The sequence below is a fragment of the Polaromonas potterensis genome (genome assembly GCF_033446725.1).
Classification (GTDB): Bacteria; Pseudomonadota; Gammaproteobacteria; order Burkholderiales; family Burkholderiaceae_C; genus Polaromonas.
In genome coordinates this window covers 149,445-171,228 of record NZ_JAWQLX010000005.1, presented here as the reverse complement: position 1 = coordinate 171,228, position 21,784 = coordinate 149,445, and the positions used below count along the sequence as shown (strand labels likewise).

16 protein-coding genes and 4 tRNA genes are annotated in these 21,784 nt (G+C 61.2%); 13 read left to right on the top strand and 7 right to left on the bottom strand.

The genetic code is table 11. From position 1 onward, the window contains the following. Window positions 1-3 precede the first annotated feature (3 nt). From hpnE to R6254_RS11495, 5 genes are all read right to left on the bottom strand, one after another. Window positions 4-1,281 carry a hydroxysqualene dehydroxylase HpnE gene (gene hpnE, locus R6254_RS11515; RefSeq protein ID WP_318406914.1) on the bottom strand — a complete coding sequence of 426 codons (1,278 nt, stop codon included), beginning with the start codon at window positions 1,279-1,281 and terminating at the stop codon, window positions 4-6. Between the two features lie 154 nt (window positions 1,282-1,435). Further along, complete coding sequence (gene hpnD / locus R6254_RS11510) at window positions 1,436-2,278, bottom strand: presqualene diphosphate synthase HpnD (RefSeq protein ID WP_318406913.1); 843 nt, start codon at window positions 2,276-2,278, stop codon at window positions 1,436-1,438. A 164-nt stretch (window positions 2,279-2,442) separates the two neighbouring features. After that, a complete protein-coding gene (locus R6254_RS11505) occupies window positions 2,443-3,426 on the bottom strand; it encodes an ABC transporter substrate-binding protein (protein WP_318406911.1) in 984 nt (327 codons plus the stop codon). A gap of 35 nt (window positions 3,427-3,461) precedes the next feature. Then, entirely contained in the window at window positions 3,462-5,108 is a 1,647-nt protein-coding gene (locus R6254_RS11500) for an ABC transporter permease (protein ID WP_318406909.1), read from the bottom strand. A 12-nt stretch (window positions 5,109-5,120) separates the two neighbouring features. Continuing rightward, window positions 5,121-6,206 (bottom strand): ABC transporter ATP-binding protein, encoded by a 1,086-nt coding sequence (locus R6254_RS11495; RefSeq protein ID WP_318406907.1) that lies wholly within the window; start codon window positions 6,204-6,206, stop codon window positions 5,121-5,123. A gap of 294 nt (window positions 6,207-6,500) precedes the next feature. Between R6254_RS11495 and R6254_RS11490 the strand changes: the two genes are divergently transcribed. Next, window positions 6,501-7,415 (top strand): LysR substrate-binding domain-containing protein, encoded by a 915-nt coding sequence (locus R6254_RS11490; protein WP_318406906.1) that lies wholly within the window; start codon window positions 6,501-6,503, stop codon window positions 7,413-7,415. Further along, window positions 7,412-8,122, top strand: coding sequence for a phosphoserine phosphatase SerB (serB, locus tag R6254_RS11485; RefSeq protein ID WP_318406904.1), 711 nt, complete (start codon window positions 7,412-7,414; stop codon window positions 8,120-8,122). Before R6254_RS11490 ends, serB begins: the two co-directional genes overlap by 4 nt. Before the next feature lie 31 nt (window positions 8,123-8,153). Here the strand turns inward: serB and hpnC are convergent, their stop codons facing one another. After that, on the bottom strand, window positions 8,154-9,014 hold the full coding sequence (gene hpnC / locus R6254_RS11480; RefSeq protein ID WP_318406903.1) for a squalene synthase HpnC: 861 nt from the start codon (window positions 9,012-9,014) through the stop codon (window positions 8,154-8,156). 122 nt (window positions 9,015-9,136) lie between these two features. Between hpnC and R6254_RS11475 the strand changes: the two genes are divergently transcribed. The 11 genes from R6254_RS11475 (at window position 9,137) to R6254_RS11425 (ending at window position 21,105) form a co-directional block, all read left to right on the top strand. Continuing rightward, the gene (locus R6254_RS11475) at window positions 9,137-10,285 is read left to right on the top strand and encodes an efflux RND transporter periplasmic adaptor subunit (protein ID WP_318406902.1); all 1,149 of its coding nucleotides are present in this window, start codon (window positions 9,137-9,139) and stop codon (window positions 10,283-10,285) included. A gap of 7 nt (window positions 10,286-10,292) precedes the next feature. Further along, the gene (locus tag R6254_RS11470; RefSeq protein WP_318406901.1) at window positions 10,293-13,457 is read left to right on the top strand and encodes an efflux RND transporter permease subunit; all 3,165 of its coding nucleotides are present in this window, start codon (window positions 10,293-10,295) and stop codon (window positions 13,455-13,457) included. A 123-nt stretch (window positions 13,458-13,580) separates the two neighbouring features. Continuing rightward, a tRNA-Leu gene (locus R6254_RS11465) sits at window positions 13,581-13,667 on the top strand. 90 nt (window positions 13,668-13,757) lie between these two features. Further along, window positions 13,758-15,068: a trigger factor gene (gene tig, locus R6254_RS11460; protein ID WP_318406899.1), complete on the top strand. Its 1,311-nt coding sequence runs from the start codon at window positions 13,758-13,760 to the stop codon at window positions 15,066-15,068. 116 nt (window positions 15,069-15,184) lie between these two features. After that, entirely contained in the window at window positions 15,185-15,805 is a 621-nt protein-coding gene (clpP, locus tag R6254_RS11455; RefSeq protein WP_318406897.1) for an ATP-dependent Clp endopeptidase proteolytic subunit ClpP, read from the top strand. 192 nt (window positions 15,806-15,997) lie between these two features. Then, a complete protein-coding gene (gene clpX / locus R6254_RS11450) occupies window positions 15,998-17,263 on the top strand; it encodes an ATP-dependent Clp protease ATP-binding subunit ClpX (protein ID WP_318406895.1) in 1,266 nt (421 codons plus the stop codon). 183 nt (window positions 17,264-17,446) lie between these two features. Continuing rightward, window positions 17,447-19,873 (top strand): endopeptidase La, encoded by a 2,427-nt coding sequence (gene lon / locus R6254_RS11445; protein ID WP_318406893.1) that lies wholly within the window; start codon window positions 17,447-17,449, stop codon window positions 19,871-19,873. Between the two features lie 64 nt (window positions 19,874-19,937). Continuing rightward, window positions 19,938-20,013: transfer RNA gene (locus R6254_RS11440), tRNA-Gly, on the top strand. A 94-nt stretch (window positions 20,014-20,107) separates the two neighbouring features. Further along, a tRNA-Cys gene (locus R6254_RS11435) sits at window positions 20,108-20,181 on the top strand. A gap of 82 nt (window positions 20,182-20,263) precedes the next feature. Next, window positions 20,264-20,357: transfer RNA gene (locus R6254_RS11430), tRNA-Leu, on the top strand. A 109-nt stretch (window positions 20,358-20,466) separates the two neighbouring features. Beyond that, window positions 20,467-21,105, top strand: a complete 639-nt coding sequence (locus R6254_RS11425; RefSeq protein ID WP_318406891.1) for a DUF6806 family protein — start codon at window positions 20,467-20,469, stop codon at window positions 21,103-21,105. Between the two features lie 45 nt (window positions 21,106-21,150). Here R6254_RS11425 and R6254_RS11420 read toward each other — a convergent pair whose 3' ends face one another. After that, the gene (locus tag R6254_RS11420) at window positions 21,151-21,780 is read right to left on the bottom strand and encodes a TetR family transcriptional regulator (RefSeq protein WP_318406890.1); all 630 of its coding nucleotides are present in this window, start codon (window positions 21,778-21,780) and stop codon (window positions 21,151-21,153) included. Window positions 21,781-21,784: the final 4 nt, after the last annotated feature.

Genomic DNA, 21,784 nt, shown 5'->3' with positions numbered 1-21,784 from the left:
GCTTTAAGTGTGAGCCAGGACAGCCGCGTCGCGGCCGCTGCGCACAGCGCCTTCCAGCGTGGCCGGGTAAGGCCCGACGATGTAATCGCCGCAAGCCAGCAGCCCGGGTAGGACTTGGGCTGATGGTCGCACCATGCCGGGCAAGCAGGCGAAGGTCGCGCGTTTTTCGACAATGGTTTGCACGGCGACTGGCTGCATCAGTCCCAGTTGTTGCGCGCCTTGCCACAACACGCGTTGGCTCAGCGCGGCACTGTCGCCGGTGCTGGCGCTGACCACAAAAGCCAGCAGGCCGGCCGGTCCGCCTAATTGGCCACGGTCAAACACAAACTGCGCCGGCGCGTCGCTGTCCGGTGTACTGGCACGCAGTGCCAGCATGGGCTGGGCCAGACGTGTGCCCGACGCGGAGACATAGACCGTGGTGATGGCTTCAAATTGCAGGGCGCGGGCTTGCGCCTGCCAGTCCTCGCAGGGCAGGCCGCTGGATTGCGCCAGTCGCGCCGCTTCGCCCGGCGGGCAGGCCAGGATCACACGGTCAAACGGCACGCCATCGACCAGCCAGCCGGTACTTGTGGCGGCCAGGGTCTGGACGCGGGCGCTGAGCTGAACCTGGGCGCCGCGTTGTGCCACCCAGGCCAGCGCCGCATCGGGCAGCAGCGCGCTCAAATCGGTGCGCGGCAGCAAGAGGTTGGAACCACCGGACTGCGAAAACAAGGCGTCGCGCAAGACCCGCAAAAAGACCTGGGCGCTGGCGTATTCGGTGGGCGTGTTCAGCGCCGCCACACACAAGGGCTCGATCAGGGTGGCCATCACGGTGGGCTGGATGTTGCGACACAACTGCGCGACTGACAGCTCAGGCGCGCAGCGAAAACCGTTTACTTGCCAGCGCAGGGCGGCCAAGAGCAGCGACCCTTTGTCGCGCAAAAACCAGCCGCGCGCACCCAGGATGCCGACCAGCGCATCCAGCGGCGTGGGGAGGGCGGGCAGGCGCAGGCCAGCGCCGTTGGGGAACTGCAGCGTCAGCGGCAGGCGCAACATCAAGGCATCGGCGTCCAGCCCCAGTTCGCTCATCAGGTGCAAGGTTTCGCTGTAGGCCCCAATCAGGATATGTTGGCCGTTGTCCAGTGGTAGGGCGCTGCCGTCAGGCCACTGGCTGTCGACACGCCTGGCGCGGCCGCCGGGGATACGTGCCGCTTCAAACACCGTGACCTGCTGGCCGCGCTGCGTGGCTTCAACCGCCGCGGCGCAACCGGCCCAGCCGGCGCCGATGACGGCGATCCTCACGTCGGAACCCGTGGCGCCGCCAAACACGCCAGCAGCAGGCCTCGGTCGACCCGGGGTCCCGGCAAGCCGGGGCCGCGGGTCCGGCTTTGCCGGCTCGCAGGCGCAGCGCCCACTCGGGGGGCAGCGAACCACACGAAGTGGGGAGCGTGGGGGCTCACTGAACTTTTCCGAAGGCCTGCGTTTTCCAGGCCAACCAGAATTTGCGCAGCGGCGTCAGGCTGACACGCTGGTGCAGCACCTGGTAGTTGTCGCGTGCAATCTCGCGCAGCAGGGTGCGGTAGATGCTGGCCATCATCAAGCCGGGTTTTTGCGCGCGGCGGTCGGCTTCGGGCAACAGGGCCAGCGCTTCGTCGTAGAGGGCGAGGGCACGTTCCGTCTGGAACTGCATCAGCGCGGTAAAACGCTCGGAATACTGGCGTTTCAAAATTTCGTGCGCCTTCACATCAAACTGCTGCAGCTCGCTGACCGGCAGGTAAATGCGGCCGCGCAAGGCGTCTTCCCCGACGTCGCGGATGATGTTGGTCATCTGGAAGGCCAGGCCCAGCTTGTGGGCATAAGCCGTGGTGGCTTCGTCGGTCTGGCCAAAAATGCGCGCCGCCACTTCGCCGACGATGCCGGCCACCAGGTGGCAATACGTTTTCAGGTTGGGAAAGTCGAGATATCGGTTTTGCGCCAGGTCCATCTGGCAGCCTTCGATCACGGCTTGCAGGTGGCGCGCCTCAATCCGGTAGGTGGGTGCCAACGGCATCAAGGCCTTCATCACCGGATGGGTGGGCGTGCCGCCGTAGGCCTTGAGCACCTCGGCCTGCCACCAAGCCAGCTTGGTGTGTGCCACGCCGGGATCCATCACTTCGTCAACAACGTCGTCGATCTCGCGACAAAAGGCGTAAAAAGCGGTGATGGCTGCGCGTCTTTCCTTGGGTAAAAACAGGAAGGCGTAATAAAAACTGCTGCCGGATGCGGCGGCTTTTTGCTGGACGTACTGCTCAGGAGTCATGCGGCGATTGTCCCATGGGACTTCGGGTCTGCCAGGCCGCCAGCGCCATCAACATTCGACGCTGGGGATTTGTACCCAACCGCTGGCGGGCACGACAGAAGCTGTCAAAAACGGCCTGGCCACTGGGCCACTGGGCGGCAGTCAGGCTGGAGCAGGCCGAGCGCTTAGCGGGTCTTGCTGACGGCAATGTTCCACAAGGCCACCAACTGCTCATATTCGGCGGAAGCGGCTTCCTGGCTGAGCGGGAAGATTTTGATCGCGCTCAGATCGGGCAGCGAGGTGAGTTTGGACACCGGGATGTCGTTGCGCGTCGGTCGGCGGAAGTTCTTGACCAGCAGTTCCTGCTGTGTTTCCTTGCTCAGCAAGCCGTTGTACAAGGCTTTGGCGGCGTCCTGGTTTTTGGCGCCCTTGATGATGAACATGCCTTCGGGCGCGAGGTAGCTGCCTTCGCTGGGGTAGACCAGCTTGATTTCCTTTTGGCCACCGGCCACATATTCCTGCGCGGCGTATTCGATGGTCAGGCCGACCGGGTACTCACCGGCGGCCACGCCCTTGTAAGTGGTGCCTGAGGAAGACGTGATGACGGCGTTGGTGGCAATTTTTTCCAGGCCGTCCTTGCCGAACTGCTTGAGCAGGCCGTAGACCAGCATGTAAGCGGTGGCGCTTTTGCTCGGGTCGGTGATGGCGAACTTGCCTTTCCATTCGGGCTTCATCAGGTCAGACCAGGTCTTGGGTGCGGCCAAGCCCTTGAGCTGGCGTTGGTTAACCATCAACACCATGACATGGACGTTGGTGCCCACCCAGAGGTTATTGGGTCCGCGAAATTCGGCGGGAATGGCCGCCAGCTCGGGCGCCTTGTAGGGCTCGAGCAGGTCTTTGTAAGCGCCCAGTGTGCCGAAGCCGCCGCTCCACAACACATCGCCGCGCGGACTTTTGGCTTCGGCCTGGATGCGTTTCATCAGGGAGCCGGTGCCGCCTGTGACCTGCTGCACCGTCAGCGAAGGCGTTTTTTTCTTCACCACATTGAGCGCGGTTTCAATCGTCTCGGTGTTGTTGGACGAATACAGCACCACGGTCTGGGCCTGCGCCAGGCCGGCGATCAGGCCGAGCGTGGCCAGCGAGCATTGCAGAAGGGACTTGATGTTCATGGAGAGCCTCTTGGTTGGGGGGTGGCAGTGTTGACTTACTTGGCAGAAAACAGGTTGATGCGGAAGACCTTGATGGCCACGATGATGGGCAGCAGGATCACGCTGACCAGCGCCGCGCCATAGGCTGAGGCCAGGCCCAGCCGCCCGCCGTCGACCTGGCGGAAGATGGCGATAGGCATGGTTTCCAGTCCGCCGGTGTAGACCACCACGGAAGCCGACAGCTCGGAGATGGTGGTGACCCACATAAGGATGGCGGCCGAAATGATGGAGGCCTTCATGGCCGGCAGGATCACCTTGAAAAATGTTTTCAGCGGCGACACGCCCAGGCTGATCGAGGCTTCCTCAATGGAATCGGGAATGTTGAACAGGGTGGACGAGGCATTGCGCACCGCAAAGGGCAGGCGGCGCACCGTGTAGCACAACACCATGATGCCCGAGCTGCCGGCCAGCACCAGCCAGCCGGTGTTGAAGGTCTGCACCAGCGCGATGCCCAACACCGTGCCCGAGATGGTCAGTGGCAGCACCACGATGTAGTCCAGCGTCTGGGTGAAGATGTTTTTCTTCTTGATGGTCAGGTAGCTCACCAGGATGGCAAAGGCCACCCCGACCAGCGTGGCCATGGAGGCAAACTTCAGCGAATTCAGGATGGGCTCGGGCGCGCCCTGCAACGCGCGCTGCAGGCTGGACAGCGACCACTGGCCCCAGCGCATGACGGGGCCGCTGGTTTCGGTGAGGGCCGCCACAAACACAATGATCAGGGGCAACATCGACAACAGGATCACCAGGCCCACCGCGGTGGTGTAGAGCAACGCGGCGCCTGAGCGCACGCGGATAGGCGCTGGCGCGCGGCCTTGCGTCATGGTGTAGATCTTGCGCTCGACCACGCGCTTCTGGAGGAACAGCACCACGGCGACGATGCCGATGGACACCACCGACATGGCGCTTTGCAGCATGGGGCTGCCGCCCATTTCACTGACAAAGGTGTTGTAAGTCATGACGGACAGCAGCGGCACGCGGCTGCCCAGCAGCATGGACAGCGCGAAGTTGCCGACCACCAGGGTGAAAACTACCAGTGCATTGACCAGCACGGCCGGCAGGAGCACGGGCACCAGCACGCGGAACTTGGTCACCAGCGGCGAGGTGCCCAGGCTGAGGCCGGCCTCTTCAAGCTGGCTGTCAAAGCCGCGCAGCGCCGCCAGCACGCCCAGGTAGATATAGGTGTAATAAACCAGCGTCATGGAAAAAACCATGCCGGTCCAGCCGTAAAACGTGGGCAGTTCAATCCCCCAGTCGGCCATGACATTGGTGATCAGCCCGTTGTTGCCCAGCAGCAGCAGCCAGGACTGGCCGACGATGATTTCCGGGATCACGATGGTCATGATGGGCAGCACGGCGACCAGGTTTTTCAACGGAAACTCGTAACGCGCCACCATGTAGGCAAAGGGCACGCCGACCGCCACCGTACAGACGGTCACTGCGACACCCAGCACCAGCGTGTTGCGAAAGGCCTGCACATACTGGCTGTCATGGAGCAGGGTCTTGAAGCCGGCGAGCGAGAGTGCGCCCGACTCATCCTGCACGCTGTTGATGAATAAGACGCCCAGCGGGTAAAACACAAAGAAAAGGAGCAGGACCAGGCTGACCAGTGTCAAAAAGCCCCAGGGCCACCATTTGATGTTCATGGCTGGTTTTCCTTAGGACGAGACAACGCGGCTGTGCGCGGGCACCAGCACCTGCACGGCATCGCCGGCCTGGAAGTCGGCGACGGTGTTGCCAGCATGCAGCTCTACCCGGATTTCGGAACTGTCGTGCAGCTTGATGCGGTAGGCGGTCTTGAAGCCCAGATACTGGCGGCGCAACACTTCGCCGAAGATGGCATTGGGCACATGCGGCGCGGGTGCCATCAGCGACAGGTCTTCCGGGCGCGCGATCAGCACGCCTTGCTCGCCCAGCGTCTCGCTGCCCTGCACGCCGTCAAAAGGCCGTCCGCCCCACTGAAAACGCACATGGCGGGGCGTGCCGTTGGCGCCGTCGCCCGGCATGTGTTGCGCGGGCACCGGGATCACATTGGCCGAACCGATGAAGTCGGCCACGTAGGCATTGACCGGCGTGCCGTACAGCTCTTCCGGCGTGCCGAGCTGGGCAATGTTGCCGCGGTCCATGATGGCGATGCGGTCCGACATGGCGAGCGCTTCTTCCTGGTCGTGGGTCACAAACACCGTGGTGATGCCGGCTTCGCGCACCAGATCCAGAATGACATCGCGCATCTGCAGCCGCATCTTGGCGTCCAGGTTCGACAGCGGTTCGTCCATCAGCAACACACGCGGGCGAATCACCAGCGCCCGGGCCAGGGCCACGCGCTGGCGCTGGCCGCCACTCATCTGGGCCGGGTAGCGGTCGGCCAACGCCAGCAGGCTGACCTTGTCCAGCGCCTCATTGACCCGGCGCTTGATCTCGTCCTTGCTCACCTTGCGCGCACGCAGGCCGTAGGCCACGTTGTCAAAGGCCGATTTGTCGGGGAAAAGGGCGTAGTCCTGAAACACCATGCCGATGTCGCGGTGGTGGGTGGACACCCGCGTCACGTCGTCCTTGTCGAATAGGATGCGGCCGCCGTCGGGCTCGTGAAAACCCGCAATACAACGCAGCAGCGTGGTTTTGCCGCAGCCGCTGGGGCCTAACAGCGTGTAAAAAGCACCATCGGGAATGTGCAGGGACAGGTTTTGCAAGACCGTCTGGCCGGCAAACTGCTTCACGATGTTGTCGATGGTGATGGACGCCATGTTGGATCTTTGGGGATGAATATGGCGCGATGATAGGAGTTGCACCCATGCCTCACCAGCCGTTTTTTATAAGGCGTGCCATTAGTTTTTCTAAGGGCTTGCTGGTCTAAGATGGCCCGCAACTGATGCGCGGCCTCTTCTTCTGTCTTCTGTTACCAGGCAGGGCCGCGCTGGTGTTCATCACATAGACAAAACAAAGACCCCCATCACGCATGAGCGACAAGAATCTTCTGGCTGAAAAAACAAGCAGCTGCCGCGCCCGGAGATCTGTCCGCATGGGGGCGCGGGTCTGAGATGGCGCGCCGATTGCCGCCCTTGAAAGCCTTGCGCGTATTTGAAGCGGCGGCGCGCCACGCCAATTTCACGGCGGCGGCCGAAGAACTGAGCATCACCCACAGCGCGGTCAGCCAGCAGATACGTTTGCTGGAGGAGTACGTCGGGCAGCCCCTTTTCACCCGCGAAGCGCGCGGCGTGAGCTTGCTGCCGCAAGCCCGTGACTACTTCACCGAGGTGCAAGCCAGCCTGGACCGCATCGCCAGCGCCACGACCTTGCTGAAGTCGCCCGGCCAGCGCCGCAGCCTGCGTGTCTGCAGTACACCTTCGCTGGCGATGAAATGGCTGATTCCGCGGCTGACCGGCTTCCAGGCGCTGGTGCCGGATGCCGATGTGCAGTTGTCCACCCTGGGTCGGCAGTTTTTCGAGCAGGCCGAGGCTAGCAGCGACGTGTTGATACGCCGCATGCCCATGCAGCGGCCTGAGCACAGCTGCGTGCGTTGCCTGGACGATTACCTGGTGCCGGTGGCGTCGCCGCGTTTTATCAAGCGCAACCGGATTTATGCCGTGGCCGATTGCCTGGGCCACCCCTTGCTGCAGGCGGCCAGTGGCCAACACGACTGGTCACGCTGGTTTGAACTGGCGGGGCTGCAGGTGCCGGCCAAGTTGCCCGGCCCGGTGTTTGACCACCAGTTTTTGTGCTTGCAGGCGGCCATGAACGACCTGGGCCTGGCGCTGGCGCCCTGGTGTCTGCTGGAGGAAGACATTCGCGCCGACCGCTTGCGCCCGTTGTTTGCCCAGCCGCGTTTGCCCGGCCCGGGTGTTTACGCGCTCTACCGCAGTGAAAGCCCGGTGGCCGGGCTGGCACGGCAATTCATCGACTGGCTGGGCATGCAAGGCCATGCCGCCTCGGCAACCCATGGAATCAAGTTATGACTGACACACTCCCCGAAGCTGGCCTGCAACTGCGCGGCGTGGCACCTGGCTTGCGGCTGGCCGATTTCCGCTTGATCGCTTTTGACATGGACTCGACCCTGATCAATATCGAGACGCTGGATGAAGTGGCCGAAGCCGCGGGCTGCAAGGCCCAGGTCGCTGCGCTGACCGAGGCTGCGATGCGCGGGGAGATCACGGACTACAAGGAAAGCCTGCGCCAGCGCGTGGCCTTGCTGCGCGGCGTACCGCTGTCTGCGCTGCAGGCCGTGTACGACGAGCGTCTGCAACTCAACCCCGGCGTCGAGACGCTGATCGCGGCCTGCAAACGTGCCGGGCTACGCTGCATTCTGGTCAGTGGCGGTTTCACCTTTTTTACCGACCGGCTGCAGCAGCGCCTAGGCCTGGACGACACCCGCTCCAATGTGCTCGAGATTGAAGACGGCTGCCTGACCGGCCGCATGTTGCCCCAGCCCTGGGGTGACATTTGCGATGGCGAGCAAAAACGGATCAAGCTGCTGGAATGTTGCGCCGCCCTGGGCATCACGCCGGCGCAGGCGATTGCCGTGGGGGATGGGGCCAATGACTTGGCCATGATGCAGGTGGCCGGCCTGTCGGTGGCCTACCACGCCAAACCTGTGGTGCGGCAGCAGGCCATGGTGGCCATCAACGAGGGTGGGCTGGACCGCTTGCTGGAAGTCTTGGGCTAAGCCGAGCGTCGGGCGGTGTTTGGCCGGGCGTCTACATCCAGAGCGCGCGCCAGAGCATCACGCTGACATCCCAGGCCTTCAGCTTGGGCCGTCGCTGCAGCGTGGCGAAGTCCATGGCTTCGATTTTGTCCAGAATGCGCAGGCCGCCTTGCACCACCAGGCGCAACTCCCAACCGGCGCGGCCTGGCACTTTTTTCACCAGTTGTGAGCCTTTTAGCATCCTGGCCCTTGCTGCATGGGCGCAAGCAGCTATCAATTTCGTAGTGGCGGGGTTGACCTCCAGGCGCAGCAGCTGGGCCTCGTCAACCCCATGTTCTGCCCACAGGTCTTGCGGCAGGTAAATGCGGCCACGCGGAATGTCCACGCTGAGGTCTTGCCAGAAGTTGATCAGTTGCAGCGCGCTGCAGATCTGGTCGCTTTGGACCAGGGATTTGGCATCGTGCACGCCGTATAAGTGCAGCAGCAGGCGGCCGACCGGGTTGGCGGAGCGGCGGCAATAATCCAGCAGCTCGGCCTCGCTGGCATAACGCTGCTTGACCACATCCTGCTCAAACGCGCTGAGCAGGTCGGCCAGCAGCGGCACCGGCAACTGGAACTGCAGCAGCACCGGTTGCAGCGTGGCAAACACGGTCGGCCAGCGACCCGAGGGGGCCCGGCCTTCGGACACTGCCAGCAGGTCGGCGCGGTAGGCGGCCAGGTCTTGCAGGCGTTGGGCGGGCAGGGCGTCGCCTTCGTCGGCGATGTCGTCGGCGGTGCGGGCGAACCAGTAAATCGCAGCGACCGCCGGCCGCAGCCGTGGCGGGCAAAGCAGCGAGGCGACCGGGAAGTTTTCGTAATGCTGGGACGGGGGCTGCAGCGCCTGTGGCGTGCCGGAATCAAGGCCTGGGTTCATGGCCGGGATTGTCGCTTGACAAGCCTGCGTAATTACCCTAGATTACTAACCGATCAGTCAGTAACTCGGTTTCCCCGGGGTGCTTTCTGGCTTTTCCAGCCACCGCTTTTGCCCATCACACCATGAATAAAACCGCCTTTGCCGTTCTTTGCGGCGCCCTGTTGCTGAGCGCCTGTTCCCGACCCGCGCCTCCCGAGGAGCCGGTGCGGGCGGTCAAGGTGATGACGGTGGGCGTCGATTCGCTCCACGCCAGTCATGAGTTTGCCGGCGAGGTCAAGGCGCGAGTCGAGTCGCGCCTGGGTTTTCGGGTGGGCGGAAAAATCATCAAGCGTCAGGCCGAACTGGGCCAGCACGTCAAGGCCGGCCAGGTGCTGGTCCAGCTGGACCCGCAAGACTACCAACTGGCTGCCAACGCGGCGCGTGCCCAGGTGGCGGCCGCCCGGACCAACCGCGACCTGGCGGCGGCCGATTACAAGCGTTACAAAGAGCTGAAGGACCAGAGTTTCATCAGCGGCGCCGAACTCGAGCGCCGCGACACCACGTTCAAGGCGGCGCAGGCCCAGCTGGAGCAGGCGCAGTCGCAGCTGGCGATGCAGGGCAACCAGGCCAATTACGCGGTGCTGGTCGCCGATGTGTCGGGGGTGGTGACCGCGGTCGAGGCGGAAGTCGGGCAGGTGGTCACCGCCGGCATGCCGGTGTTGCGCATTGCCGCCGACGGCCCGCGCGACGCGGTGTTTTCGGTGCCGGAAGACAAGGTCGCCGCGCTCCAGGTGGGCCAGCCGGTCAAGGTGCGTGTCTGGGCACAAAACACCGAACTGGCCGGCAAGGTGCGCGAAGTTTCCGCCAGCGCCGACCCGGCCACGCGAACCTACCCGGTCAAGGTGGCGCTGGACACCACAGAGCCACCAGCGCTGGGCGCCACCGTGTATGTGCTGCCGCAGGGCCTGGGCGCCGCCGGCCAACAAGCCATCAAACTGCCGACCAGCGCCTTGCGCCAGGATGGCAAGGCCAGCGCGGTCTGGGTGCTGGACCCGGCAAGCATGACGGTGCGTTCACAAATCATCCAGATCGCCACAGCCGATGGCAACGAGGTGGTGGTGGCCGCCGGTTTGCAGCCCGGCATGCTGGTGGTCAGCGCCGGCGTGCATGTGCTCTCGCCCGGCCAGAAAGTCACGATTTATAAGCCAAAAGTGGCTCTAGCCCCCGTCCCACCTGCGCAAACAGCTATAAATTCAGTAGCGACTGCGCCTGCCGCCCCGGCAGCGAAGTGAGGCCTGCATGACCCAAGTACAACCGAAAGACAGCTTCAACCTGTCCAAATGGGCGCTGGACCATCCGGCGCTGACGCGTTACCTGATGGTGGTGCTGATGCTGCTCGGCTTTGCCGCGTATTTCCAGCTCGGCCAGGACGAAGACCCGCCGTTTACCTTTCGCGCGATGGTGGTGCGTACTTACTGGCCGGGCGCCACGGCGCAGCAGGTGGCCGAACAGGTGACCGACAAGCTTGAGCGCACCTTGCAGGAGGTGCCTTACGCCGACAAGATACGCAGTTACTCCAAGCCGGGCGAGTCGCAAATCATTTTCCAGATCAAGGATTCCTCGAAAGCGGCCGATGTGCCCGGTGTCTGGTACGCCGTGCGCAAGAAGATAGGCGACATGCGTTCCACCTTGCCGGCGGGCGTGCAGGGACCGTTTTTCAACGATGATTTCGGCGACGTGTATGGGGTGATCTACGCCCTGCAGTCCGACGGCTTCAACTACGCCGAACTGAAAACCTTTGCCGACGACGTGCGCCAGCAACTGCTGCGTGTGCCGGATGTCGCCAAGGTCGAGCAGTTTGGCGTGCAGGACGAAAAACTCTACATCGAGATTTCGCAAAAACGCCTGGCCCAGCTCGGGCTGGACTTCAACCAGGTGTTAAACCAGCTGGGCCAGCAAAACGCGGTCGAGTCGGCCGGCGCCGTGCAGACGCCGCTGGATGTGGTGCAGGTGCGGGTGGCCGGGCAGTTTGCGGCGGTGGAGCAACTACGCGCCATGCCGATACGCGGTGCCTCGGGCAACCAGCTGCGTCTGGGGGACATCGCCGAGATCAAACGTGCTTATGTGGATCCGCCGGCGGTCAAGGTGCGGCATCAGGGCCGGGAAGTGATCGCGCTCGGTGTGTCCATGGCCAAGGGCGGCGACATCATCGCGCTGGGCAAGGCCTTGCAGGCGACCACGGGCCGGATCAAGGCGGCGCTGCCGGCCGGTGTCGAGCTGGTGCAAATCCAGGACCAGCCGACCGCCGTGGCGAGCTCGGTCAATGAATTTGTCAAGGTGTTGATCGAAGCCGTGGTGATTGTGCTGGCCGTGAGTTTTGTCGCGTTGGGTTTTCACCGGCGTCCCGGCCAGCACCCGTGGTGGAAACGTTATTACATCGACATGCGGCCCGGGCTGGTGGTGGGCATCACCATCCCGCTGGTGCTGGCCGTGACCTTTTTGGCGATGAATTATTTCGGCATCGGCCTGCACAAAATCTCGCTGGGCTCGCTGATCATTGCGCTGGGCCTGCTGGTGGATGACGCCATCATTGCGGTGGAAATGATGGTGCGCAAGATGGAAGAGGGCTACGACAAGGTGCGTGCCGCGACCTTTGCCTACGAAATCACCGCCATGCCCATGTTGACCGGCACCCTGATCACGGCCGTTGGTTTTTTACCGATTGGCCTGGCCAAATCGACCACCGGTGAATACACCTTTGCCATTTTTGGGGTCACCGTGATTGCGCTGGTGCTGAGCTGGCTGGTGTCGGTTTATTTTGTGCCTTACCTGGGCACCTTGCTGCTCAAGCCGCCGCCGCATGTGCAAGAGGTGGCCGCGGGGCTGGACAGTCCGCACGAGATGTTCGACTCGCCTTTTTACAACGCCTTTCGCAAAACCGTGAACTGGTGTGTAGAGCACCGCTGGCTCACCATAGGCGCGACCATCCTGGTGTTTGCGCTCGGCATTGTGGGCATGGGCAAGGTACAGCAGCAGTTTTTCCCCGACTCCAGCCGGCCCGAGATCATGGTGGACATCTGGTTCCCCGAAGGCACCTCGTTTGCCGCCAATGAAGAAACCGCCAAACGTGTCGAGGCGCGCCTGCTCAAGGAAGAGGGCGTGAGTTCGGTCAGTACCTGGGTCGGTTCCGGCGTGCCGCGTTTTTATTTGCCGCTGGACCAGGTGTTTCCGCAAACCAATGTGTCGCAATTCATCGTCTTGTCCAAGGACCTGAAGGTGCGCGAGACGCTGCGCATCAAGTTGCCGAGCTTGCTGGCCCAGGAGTTCCCCGAAGTGCGCGGCCGTATCAAGCTGCTGCCCAACGGTCCGCCCGTGCCTTACCCGGTGCAGTTCCGGGTGGTCGGCATCGACCCGTTGGTGCTGCGTGAACGCGCCGACGAGGTCAAGGCCGTGTTACGCGAAAGTCCCAACACCCGCGGCGTCAACGACAACTGGAACGAGTCGGTCAAGGTCTTGCGCCTGGAAGTGGACCAGTCCAAGGCACGTGCGCTGGGGGTCACCAGCCAGTCCATCGCACAGGCCTCCAAAACCATTCTGAGCGGTAGCACGGTCGGGCAGTTCCGCGAAGGCGACAAGCTGATAGACATCGTGTTGCGCCAGCCGCTGGACGAGCGCAACGCCATCACCGACATCGCCAACGCCTACCTGCCGACGGCGTCGGGCCAGTCGATTCCGCTGACACAAATCGCCAAGCCGGTGTTCACCTGGGAGCCGGGCGTGATGTGGCGCGAAAACCGCGACTACGCCATCACGGTGCAAAGCGACATCGTCGAAGGTCTGCAGGGCGCCACGGTCACCGGCGAACTGCTACCGCGCCTGAAAACGCTGGAAGCCCAGTGGCTGAAAAACGGCATGGGGGGTTACCGCATCGAAGTGGCCGGCGCCGTCGAGGAAAGCAGCAAGGGTTCGGCCTCGATCGCGGCGGGCATTCCCGTCATGCTGTTTTTGACCTTCACCTTGTTGATGTTGCAACTGCACAGCTTCAGCCGCGCCATGCTGGTGTTCCTGACCGGGCCGCTGGGCATTGCCGGCGTGGCCGGCGCCTTGCTGCTGCTGGGCCGGCCTTTTGGCTTCGTGGCCTTGCTCGGGGTGATTGCCCTGATGGGCATGATCCAGCGCAACTCGGTGATCCTGATTGACCAGATCGAGCAGGACCGTGCCGCGGGCATTCCTGCCTGGGATGCGATTGTGGAATCGGCCGTGCGGCGCCTGCGCCCCATCGTGTTGACCGCCGCCGCCGCCGTACTGGCCATGATTCCGCTGTCCCGCAGCGTGTTCTGGGGGCCCATGGCGGTTGCCATCATGGGCGGGCTGATCGTGGCCACGGTGTTGACCTTGCTGGCCTTGCCGGCCATGTACGCCGCCTGGTTCCGGGTCAAGCGCGAAACACCGGCCATGGCATAAATTAGCCCTTGTGACGGCTGCCCGATAAACCGGCGGCCGATACAGGCTAAAATAGAAAGTTGACCGATTTCAGGCGGGGGTCCGTAAGCCTAAAAGCTGAGGATTCCCGTTTTTATTTCAGGAGCGCGGGTGGCGAAATTGGTAGACGCACCAGGTTTAGGTCCTGACGGTAGCAATACTGTGCGGGTTCGAGTCCCGCCCCGCGCACCACTAGTGAGATTTTCAGGACGATTGCCTCAGGGCTTGAAGTGCCGTGGGCACAGTCTGTCTTTTACACATTCTGGATATTAGGAGTAGACCATGGCCGTGACTGTTGAAACCCTTGAAAAGCTGGAACGCAAAATGACGTTGACCTTGCCCGTCAACACCATCCAGTCTGAAGTCGATTCACGCCTGAAACGCCTGGCCCGCACGGTCAAGATGGACGGTTTCCGTCCCGGCAAGGTGCCCATGAACGTGGTTGCCCAGCGTTATGGCTACTCGGTGCATTACGAAGTCATGAACGACAAGGTCGGCGAAGCTTTCTCCGCCGCCGCCAACGAAGCCAAGCTGCGTGTCGCCGGCCAGCCGCGTATCAGCGAAAAAGAAGGCGCACCCGAGGGCGAACTGGCATTTGACGCCATTTTCGAGGTCTATCCCGAAGTCAAGATCGGTGATCTGTCCCAGGCTGAAGTTGAAAAACTCACGGCCGAAGTGACCGACGAAGCCATCGACAAGACCGTGGACATCCTGCGCAAGCAGCGCCGCACCTTCGCACAGCGCGCCCAGGATGCGGCTGCCCAGGACGGCGACCGCGTGACCATCGATTTCGAAGGCAAGATGGACGGCGAAACCTTTGCCGGCGGCAAGGCTGACGACTTCCAGTTCCTGGTCGGCGAAGGCCAGATGCTCAAGGAATTCGAAGACGCCGTGCGCGGCATGAAAAGCGGCGAAAGCAAGACGTTTCCCCTGAATTTCCCTGCCGATTACCACGGCAAAGACGTGGCCGGCAAACAGGCCGACTTCATGGTCACGGTCAAGAAAATCGAAGCCGCCCACCTGCCTGAAGTCAACGAAGCCCTGGCCAAGTCCCTGGGTATCGCCGACGCGACGGTGGAAGGCCTGCGCGCCGACATCAAGAAAAACCTGGAGCGCGAAGTCAAGTTCCGCTTGCTGGCCCGCAACAAAAACGCCGTGATGGACGCGCTGTTGGCCAACGCCGAGCTCGACTTGCCGCAAGCAATTGTCCAGGCCGAACTGGAGCGCATGGTGGAAGGCGCGCGCGCCGACCTCAAGCAGCGCGGCATCAAGGACGCCGACAAGGCGCCTATTCCTGACGACATCTTCCGTCCGCAAGCCGAGCGCCGTGTGCGCCTGGGCCTGGTGGTGGCCGAGCTGACCCGTGCCAACGACCTGTTCCCCAAGGCCGAGCAGGTCAAGGCCCACGTGGAAGAATTGGCCTCCAGCTACGAAAAACCGGAAGATGTGGTGCGTTGGTACTTCGGTGACCAAAAACGCATGGCGGAAGTCGAATCCGTGGTGATTGAAAACAATGTCACGGACTTTGTGCTGAGCAAGGCCAAAGTGGTTGAAAAACCAGTGGCTTTTGACGAATTGATGAGCCAGAACTAAGCGGTTCGGCGGGCCTGCCGCCCGCTGTGATCCAATTTCTGGCGCAGGGGCTTGCGGCTACGGCTTCAAGCCCCATTTATTTTGGGTAAAGTACAACCCAACAACTGGAGTAACACATGAGCGCATATAGCAGTGCACAGGACATTCAAGGCCTCGGCATGGTTCCGATGGTGATTGAACAGTCCGGCCGTGGCGAGCGGTCCTACGACATTTATTCGCGTCTGCTCAAGGATCGCGTGATTTTTCTGGTGGGTCCGGTCAATGACCAGACCGCCAACCTGGTAGTGGCGCAGTTGCTGTTCCTCGAAAGCGAAAATCCGGACAAGGATATTTCTTTCTACATCAATTCCCCGGGCGGTTCGGTGACGGCTGGCATGGCTATTTATGACACCATGCAGTTCATCAAACCCGACGTGTCCACGCTGTGTACCGGCATGGCGGCCAGCATGGGCGCTTTTTTGCTCGCGGCCGGCGCCAAAGGCAAGCGGTTTTCGCTGCCCAACTCGCGTGTGATGATTCACCAGCCTTCGGGCGGCGCGCAAGGCCAGGCCACCGACATTGAAATTCACGCCCGTGACATCCTCAAGACGCGTGCCCAGCTCAATCGCATCCTGGCCGAAAATACCGGCCAGTCCGTGGAGAAAATCGAGCGTGATACCGAGCGTGATTACTTCATGTTTGCCGACGAGGCCAAGGCCTACGGCGTGGTTGATCAGGTGATTGCCAAGCGTCCGTAAACTCGGCAAGCAAAAACCCTCTCAGTGACACCACGACAACGGCGTTTTCTGTAACAGGGAACGCCGTTTTTTGTCACCGGGCCGCCCCAAGGCAAAAGGCCCCCTCGGGGGGGCGCGAAGCGCGGGGGGTCTGGTTTTATTTGGTTATCATTAGCTAACAACTCCTCCGGGCACCCAAAAGGCACCACACCAATGGCCGAAAAAAAAGGCTCTTCCAGCGAAAAGACCCTGTATTGCTCCTTCTGCGGCAAAAGCCAGCACGAGGTCAAAAAGCTCATTGCAGGGCCTTCGGTCTTCATCTGCGATGAATGTATAGACCTGTGCAACGAAATCATCCGTGATGAGTTGCCTGCCGGGGAAGATGTGCGTGAAACGCGTGGCGACCTGCCGACGCCGCTGGAGATCAAGACCACGCTGGACGGTTATGTGATTGGCCAGGAACCGGCCAAACGCACGCTGGCCGTCGCGGTCTACAACCACTACAAACGCCTGCGTCACAAGGACAAAGCCAAAAAGGACGACGTTGAGCTGACCAAGAGCAATATCTTGCTGATCGGTCCAACCGGCTCCGGCAAGACCTTGCTGGCCCAGACCCTGGCCCGCACGCTCAACGTTCCTTTTGTGATGGCCGATGCCACCACCTTGACCGAAGCCGGGTATGTCGGTGAAGACGTTGAAAACATCATCCAGAAACTGCTGCAAAGCTGCAACTACGAAGTCGAGCGCGCGCAGCAAGGCATTGTCTACATCGACGAAATCGACAAGATTTCGCGCAAGTCCGACAACCCGTCCATCACACGTGATGTGTCGGGTGAGGGCGTGCAGCAGGCGCTGCTCAAGCTGATCGAGGGCACCATGGCCTCTGTGCCGCCGCAAGGCGGGCGCAAACATCCGAATCAGGACTTCCTGCAGGTGGACACCACCAACATCCTGTTTATCTGCGGCGGGGCATTCTCGGGGCTGGAAAAAGTCATCGAAAACCGCACCGAGGCATCGGGTATTGGCTTTGGCGCCATCGTCAAAAGCAAAAAATCCCGTAGCCTGACCGAATCGTTCAAGGACGTGGAGCCGGAAGACTTGATCAAGTTTGGCCTGATCCCCGAACTGGTGGGTCGTATGCCCGTCGTGGCGACCTTGGCCGAACTGAGCGAAGACGCACTGGTGCAGATCCTGACCGAGCCGAAAAACGCGGTTGTCAAGCAGTTCAGCAAACTCTTGTCTATGGAAGGTGTGGATCTGGAAATTCGCCCCTCGGCGCTCAAGGCGATTGCCCGCAAGGCACTGGCTCGCAAGACCGGGGCGCGTGGTTTGCGTTCGATTCTGGAGCAGTCCCTGATCGACACCATGTTTGATCTGCCCAACACCAGCAATGTGGAAAAAGTGGTGGTTGACGAGTCGACGATTGAAGAAAACAAGGCACCGCTGCTGGTGTACCGTGAAGCCGCCAAACAGGCGTGAAGCCGCCAACGCGGCGAGTTGCGAAGATCCTGGTGATGCCTGGCGCGGCATAAATCTGTGCCAGGCTTGAAAAACCAGCCGCGGCTCCCCACGTTGGAGTAGATTGTTTTCACCCAACCATGAAAGCCCGTTCCCGAAATCGCAGAGCGGGGCTTTCATTTAAGGTCTACCTTTAAGGTTCATATGTCCGCACAAACTACATTGCCTTCCAGCCCGATCGAGCTGCCGCTTTTACCCCTGCGCGATGTGGTGGTGTTTCCCCACATGGTGATCCCGCTGTTTGTGGGCCGCCCGAAAAGCATCAAGGCCCTGGAGTCCGCGATGGAGGCCGAGCGCCGCATCATGCTGGTGGCCCAGAAAGCCGCGGCCAAGGACGAGCCTTCCGTGGAAGACATGTTCGAGGTTGGTTGTGTCGCCACGATTTTGCAGATGCTCAAGCTGCCGGACGGCACGGTCAAGGTCCTGGTGGAAGGCCAGCAACGCGCCAAGGTCAACAAAATTGACGAAGGCGAGTTTCACTTCACCGCCAACGTGACGCCAGCCGAGCCGGCCGTGGCGGTTCCCGGTGACAAGTCCAGCGAAATTGAAGCCTTGCGCCGCGCCGTGATGCAGCAGTTTGACCACTACGTCAAACTGAATAAAAAGATTCCGCCTGAAATCCTCACTTCGATTTCCAGCATCGATGATGCCGGTCGCCTGGCCGACACCATTGCCGCCCACCTGCCGCTCAAGCTTGACGCCAAACAGGTCATTCTGGACCTGGACAATGTCAAGGCCAGGCTGGAAAACCTGTACGAACAACTCGAGCGTGAAGTCGACATCCTCAACGTCGACAAAAAGATCCGTGGCCGCGTCAAGCGCCAGATGGAAAAAAACCAGCGCGATTTTTACCTGAACGAACAGGTCAAGGCGATCCAGAAAGAACTTGGTGAAGGCGAAGAGGGCGCTGACATCGAAGAGATCGAGAAAAAGATCAAGACGGCCAAAATGCCGCAGGAAGCCCGGAAGAAGGCTGAAAGCGAGCTGAAAAAACTCAAGCTGATGTCACCCATGTCTGCCGAGGCAACCGTGGTGCGCACTTACATCGATGTGTTGACCGGGCTGCCATGGAGTAAAAAAACCAAGATCAAGCACGACCTGGCGAATGCCGAGCTGGTGCTCGACGAGGATCATTACGGCCTGGAAAAGGTCAAGGACCGCATCGTCGAATATCTCGCGGTGCAACAGCGCGTCGACAAACTCAAGGCGCCTATCCTGTGCCTGGTTGGCCCTCCGGGTGTCGGCAAAACATCGCTGGGCCAGTCGATCGCCAAAGCCACGGGCCGCAAATATGTGCGTATGGCGCTGGGTGGCATGCGTGACGAAGCCGAGATACGCGGCCATCGGCGCACCTACATTGGCGCCTTGCCGGGCAAGGTCTTGCAAAGCCTGTCCAAGGCCGGCACACGCAATCCGCTGTTCCTGCTGGACGAGATCGACAAGCTGGGTACCGACTTCCGTGGTGATCCTTCCAGTGCCTTGCTGGAGGTGCTGGATCCCGAGCAGAACCACACCTTTGGCGACCATTACGTGGAGGTCGATTTCGACCTGAGCGACGTGATGTTTGTGGCGACGTCCAACTCCATGAATATTCCGCCGGCCTTGCTGGACCGCATGGAGGTGATTCGTTTGTCCGGCTACACCGAAGACGAAAAAACCAGCATCGCCATGCGTTACCTGCTGCCCAAGCAGCTCAAGAACAATGGCGTCAAGGACGAGGAACTGGAGATCCAGGAGCAGGCGGTTCGCGACATCGTGCGTTATTACACGCGTGAAGCCGGTGTGCGTTCGCTCGAGCGCGAACTCTCCAAAATCTGCCGCAAGGTGGTCAAGGCCATCCAGCTGAAAAAAATGGAGCCCAAGGTCATCGTCACGGCCGACAACCTCAATGATTTTCTGGGCGTGCGCAAGTACGACTATGGCCGTGCCGAGAACCACAACCAGGTCGGCCAGGTGGTGGGCTTGGCCTGGACCGAGGTCGGTGGCGACCTGTTGACCATTGAAGCGGCCATGATGCCCGGTAAGGGCGTGATCACACGTACCGGTTCGCTGGGCGACGTGATGAAAGAGTCGGTCGAAGCCGCACGCACCGTGGTGCGCAGCCGCGCACGCATGCTGGGCATCAAGGATGAGATGTTCGAGAAACGCGACATCCACATTCACGTGCCTGATGGCGCCACGCCCAAGGACGGCCCGAGTGCGGGCGCCGCGATGACCACGGCTTTTGTGTCTGCCATCACCGGTATTCCAGTGCGCGGCGATGTGGCCATGACCGGTGAAATTACATTGCGCGGTGAGGTCACGGCAATTGGCGGACTCAAGGAAAAACTGCTGGCCGCGCTGCGCGGCGGCATCAAGACCGTGATCATTCCTGAAGAAAACGCCAAGGACTTGCAGGAGATTCCCGAGAACGTGAAAAACGGCCTTGAGATCGTGCCGGTCAAATGGATTGATCAGGTGCTGAAGATTGCGCTGGTGCGCCAGCCCGTGCCATTGCCTGAGGACGAGTCTGCTGTAGCGCCTGCTGCCGTGGTTCCGGCCACCGAAGTGCTGGGCAGCGTCACGCATTAAGCAAAGTTTTTTCGCCCCTGTTCGCAGGGTGCAAAAATCTACGCTATAATTCGAGGCTGATAACGCGGGAGTAGCTCAGTTGGTAGAGCGCAACCTTGCCAAGGTTGAGGTCGAGAGTTCGAGACTCTTCTCCCGCTCCAATTCAAAAGGGCAGCACGTAAAAATGCTGTCCTTTTTCATTGGCGCCACAGCGATTGAGTTGTGGCAGATGCTGAGAATAATTAGTCATAACAAGGCGCGGTAGCAAAGCGGTTATGCAGTGGATTGCAAATCCATCCAGGGCGGTTCGACTCCGCCCCGCGCCTCCAGAAGTTTGCGTTTGATTTTGTTGGTCATCAAGGCCTCGTCAGTCGATTTGGCGAGGCCTTTTTGTTTCACAATAGGTGCCCTGCCCGGGTGGTGAAATTGGTAGACACATCGGACTTAAAATCCGCCGCTTTCCTGCATAAGGGGCGTACCGGTTCGATTCCGGTCCCGGGCACCAAACGACAGTTTTCTGATGTGTCGCAGAACCCGCCATCCACACGCTCGCAATGCCATGGCCACGCCGTGGCAACGCTCATTTCAGGCTGCAACTGGTTAAGATAGATTCCATGGCCCGCTACAACACCCCTCCTTTTGAAATTCACGTCCACGGCGAAGTGCTGCTGCGTGATGATGTCGGCTTCGAGCAGCTGCAGGAGGCGCTGAAGCCGCTCTGGACCTACGCGGGAGCCAAGTCGCTGGCCGGAGCCGCCGCCAGCGTGTATGAGGAGGAGCCCGGCATACGTTTTGATGCGCAGCAGCATCTGCTGCAGCTGTGCTGGACCGTTCCCGGCGACGAAGATTTCCGTCAGGTGCTCGATGAAGTCTGTATGGCCTTGAACGAACTGGCGCTCAGTGGCGCACCGATTGAAGTCACCTATTACGATGCGGACTTTGACGAAGATGAAGAGCGCGACGGCGCAGAGGCCAGGGACGACTTCGTGATGTATTTTGTGGGCCCGACACCCGCCGCCATCATGCAGGTCCAGCGTGATTTGCTGGTGCAGGACATGATCGGGCTGATGGAGCGTCATTTTGACGCCTCTGAACTGGGTGATGTGGTCTCGGCTGTGGATAAATTGTTTGAGCAGCGTTTTGAAACACTGGTCAACTCCATGCAGTTGGGCCGGCCGCCGCGCGGCATGGGCGGGCCACAAGGCGGCTCCGGCCACGGTGGCGGCGGGCGCAAGCCGCGGCACCTGCACTAAGCGCCTCTGCGGCGCTGCCAGGCCGTCATCGGCCTGGCGGGTGTGTTACTTCTTTTCGGGTTTGAAGCCCAGTCCTGCCAGGTAAATATCCACCACGTCCTGGCCCACTGCGGCCAAGTCAAAAGCCGTGCTGTCCAGCAGCCAGTTCTGGATCAGGCCGTCAATGATGGCGTGCAGACCTTGCGCGACCGTGGAGGCTGGAGCCGTCAGCGTCAAGGCCTGGCGCTCGGCCGCGTCTAATAATCCGCTTTCGACCTGCTGCAAAAACTCATGGCGCACCGTCAGGTGGCGCAAACGCACTGCCTGCAACTCATCCACGTATTCCACTTTATGGGTGGCGACTTCAAACACCCGGCGCGTGTGGGGGTCGGTGGCGATATGGAGCAGTGCTTGGCGTATGCCATGGCAGATACGCGCCAGCGGGTCGGTTTGCGCGTCCCGCATCACGTCATCGAAGGATTGCTCCAGGGGCAGAGTGACCCGCTCCATCATGGCGTTGAACAGGTCGGCCTTGTCTTTGAAGTGCCAATAAATGGCGCCCCGGCTGGTGCCGGCCTGCTTGGCAATGTCATTGAGCGAGGTGCGGGAGACACCTTGCGCCTGAAACAGCAGCTCCGCCGCGTCAAGCAGGCTCTGGCGGGTGGCCAGTGCATCTTCTTTTGTTCGACGAGCCAAAATT

What these genes read in the sequence shown, in the direction of transcription:
- hpnD (WP_318406913.1), bottom strand. Translation starts at nt 2,278, where the DNA reads ATGACTCCTGAGCAGTACGTCCAGCAAAAAGCCGCCGCATCCGGCAGC.
- R6254_RS11505 (WP_318406911.1), bottom strand. Translation starts at nt 3,426, where the DNA reads ATGAACATCAAGTCCCTTCTGCAATGCTCGCTGGCCACGCTCGGCCTG.
- R6254_RS11500 (WP_318406909.1), bottom strand. Translation starts at nt 5,108, where the DNA reads ATGAACATCAAATGGTGGCCCTGGGGCTTTTTGACACTGGTCAGCCTG.
- R6254_RS11495 (WP_318406907.1), bottom strand. Translation starts at nt 6,206, where the DNA reads ATGGCGTCCATCACCATCGACAACATCGTGAAGCAGTTTGCCGGCCAG.
- R6254_RS11490 (WP_318406906.1), top strand. Translation starts at nt 6,501, where the DNA reads ATGGCGCGCCGATTGCCGCCCTTGAAAGCCTTGCGCGTATTTGAAGCG.
- serB (WP_318406904.1), top strand. Translation starts at nt 7,412, where the DNA reads ATGACTGACACACTCCCCGAAGCTGGCCTGCAACTGCGCGGCGTGGCA.
- hpnC (WP_318406903.1), bottom strand. Translation starts at nt 9,014, where the DNA reads ATGAACCCAGGCCTTGATTCCGGCACGCCACAGGCGCTGCAGCCCCCG.
- R6254_RS11475 (WP_318406902.1), top strand. Translation starts at nt 9,137, where the DNA reads ATGAATAAAACCGCCTTTGCCGTTCTTTGCGGCGCCCTGTTGCTGAGC.
- R6254_RS11470 (WP_318406901.1), top strand. Translation starts at nt 10,293, where the DNA reads ATGACCCAAGTACAACCGAAAGACAGCTTCAACCTGTCCAAATGGGCG.
- tig (WP_318406899.1), top strand. Translation starts at nt 13,758, where the DNA reads ATGGCCGTGACTGTTGAAACCCTTGAAAAGCTGGAACGCAAAATGACG.
- clpP (WP_318406897.1), top strand. Translation starts at nt 15,185, where the DNA reads ATGAGCGCATATAGCAGTGCACAGGACATTCAAGGCCTCGGCATGGTT.
- clpX (WP_318406895.1), top strand. Translation starts at nt 15,998, where the DNA reads ATGGCCGAAAAAAAAGGCTCTTCCAGCGAAAAGACCCTGTATTGCTCC.
- lon (WP_318406893.1), top strand. Translation starts at nt 17,447, where the DNA reads ATGTCCGCACAAACTACATTGCCTTCCAGCCCGATCGAGCTGCCGCTT.
- R6254_RS11425 (WP_318406891.1), top strand. Translation starts at nt 20,467, where the DNA reads ATGGCCCGCTACAACACCCCTCCTTTTGAAATTCACGTCCACGGCGAA.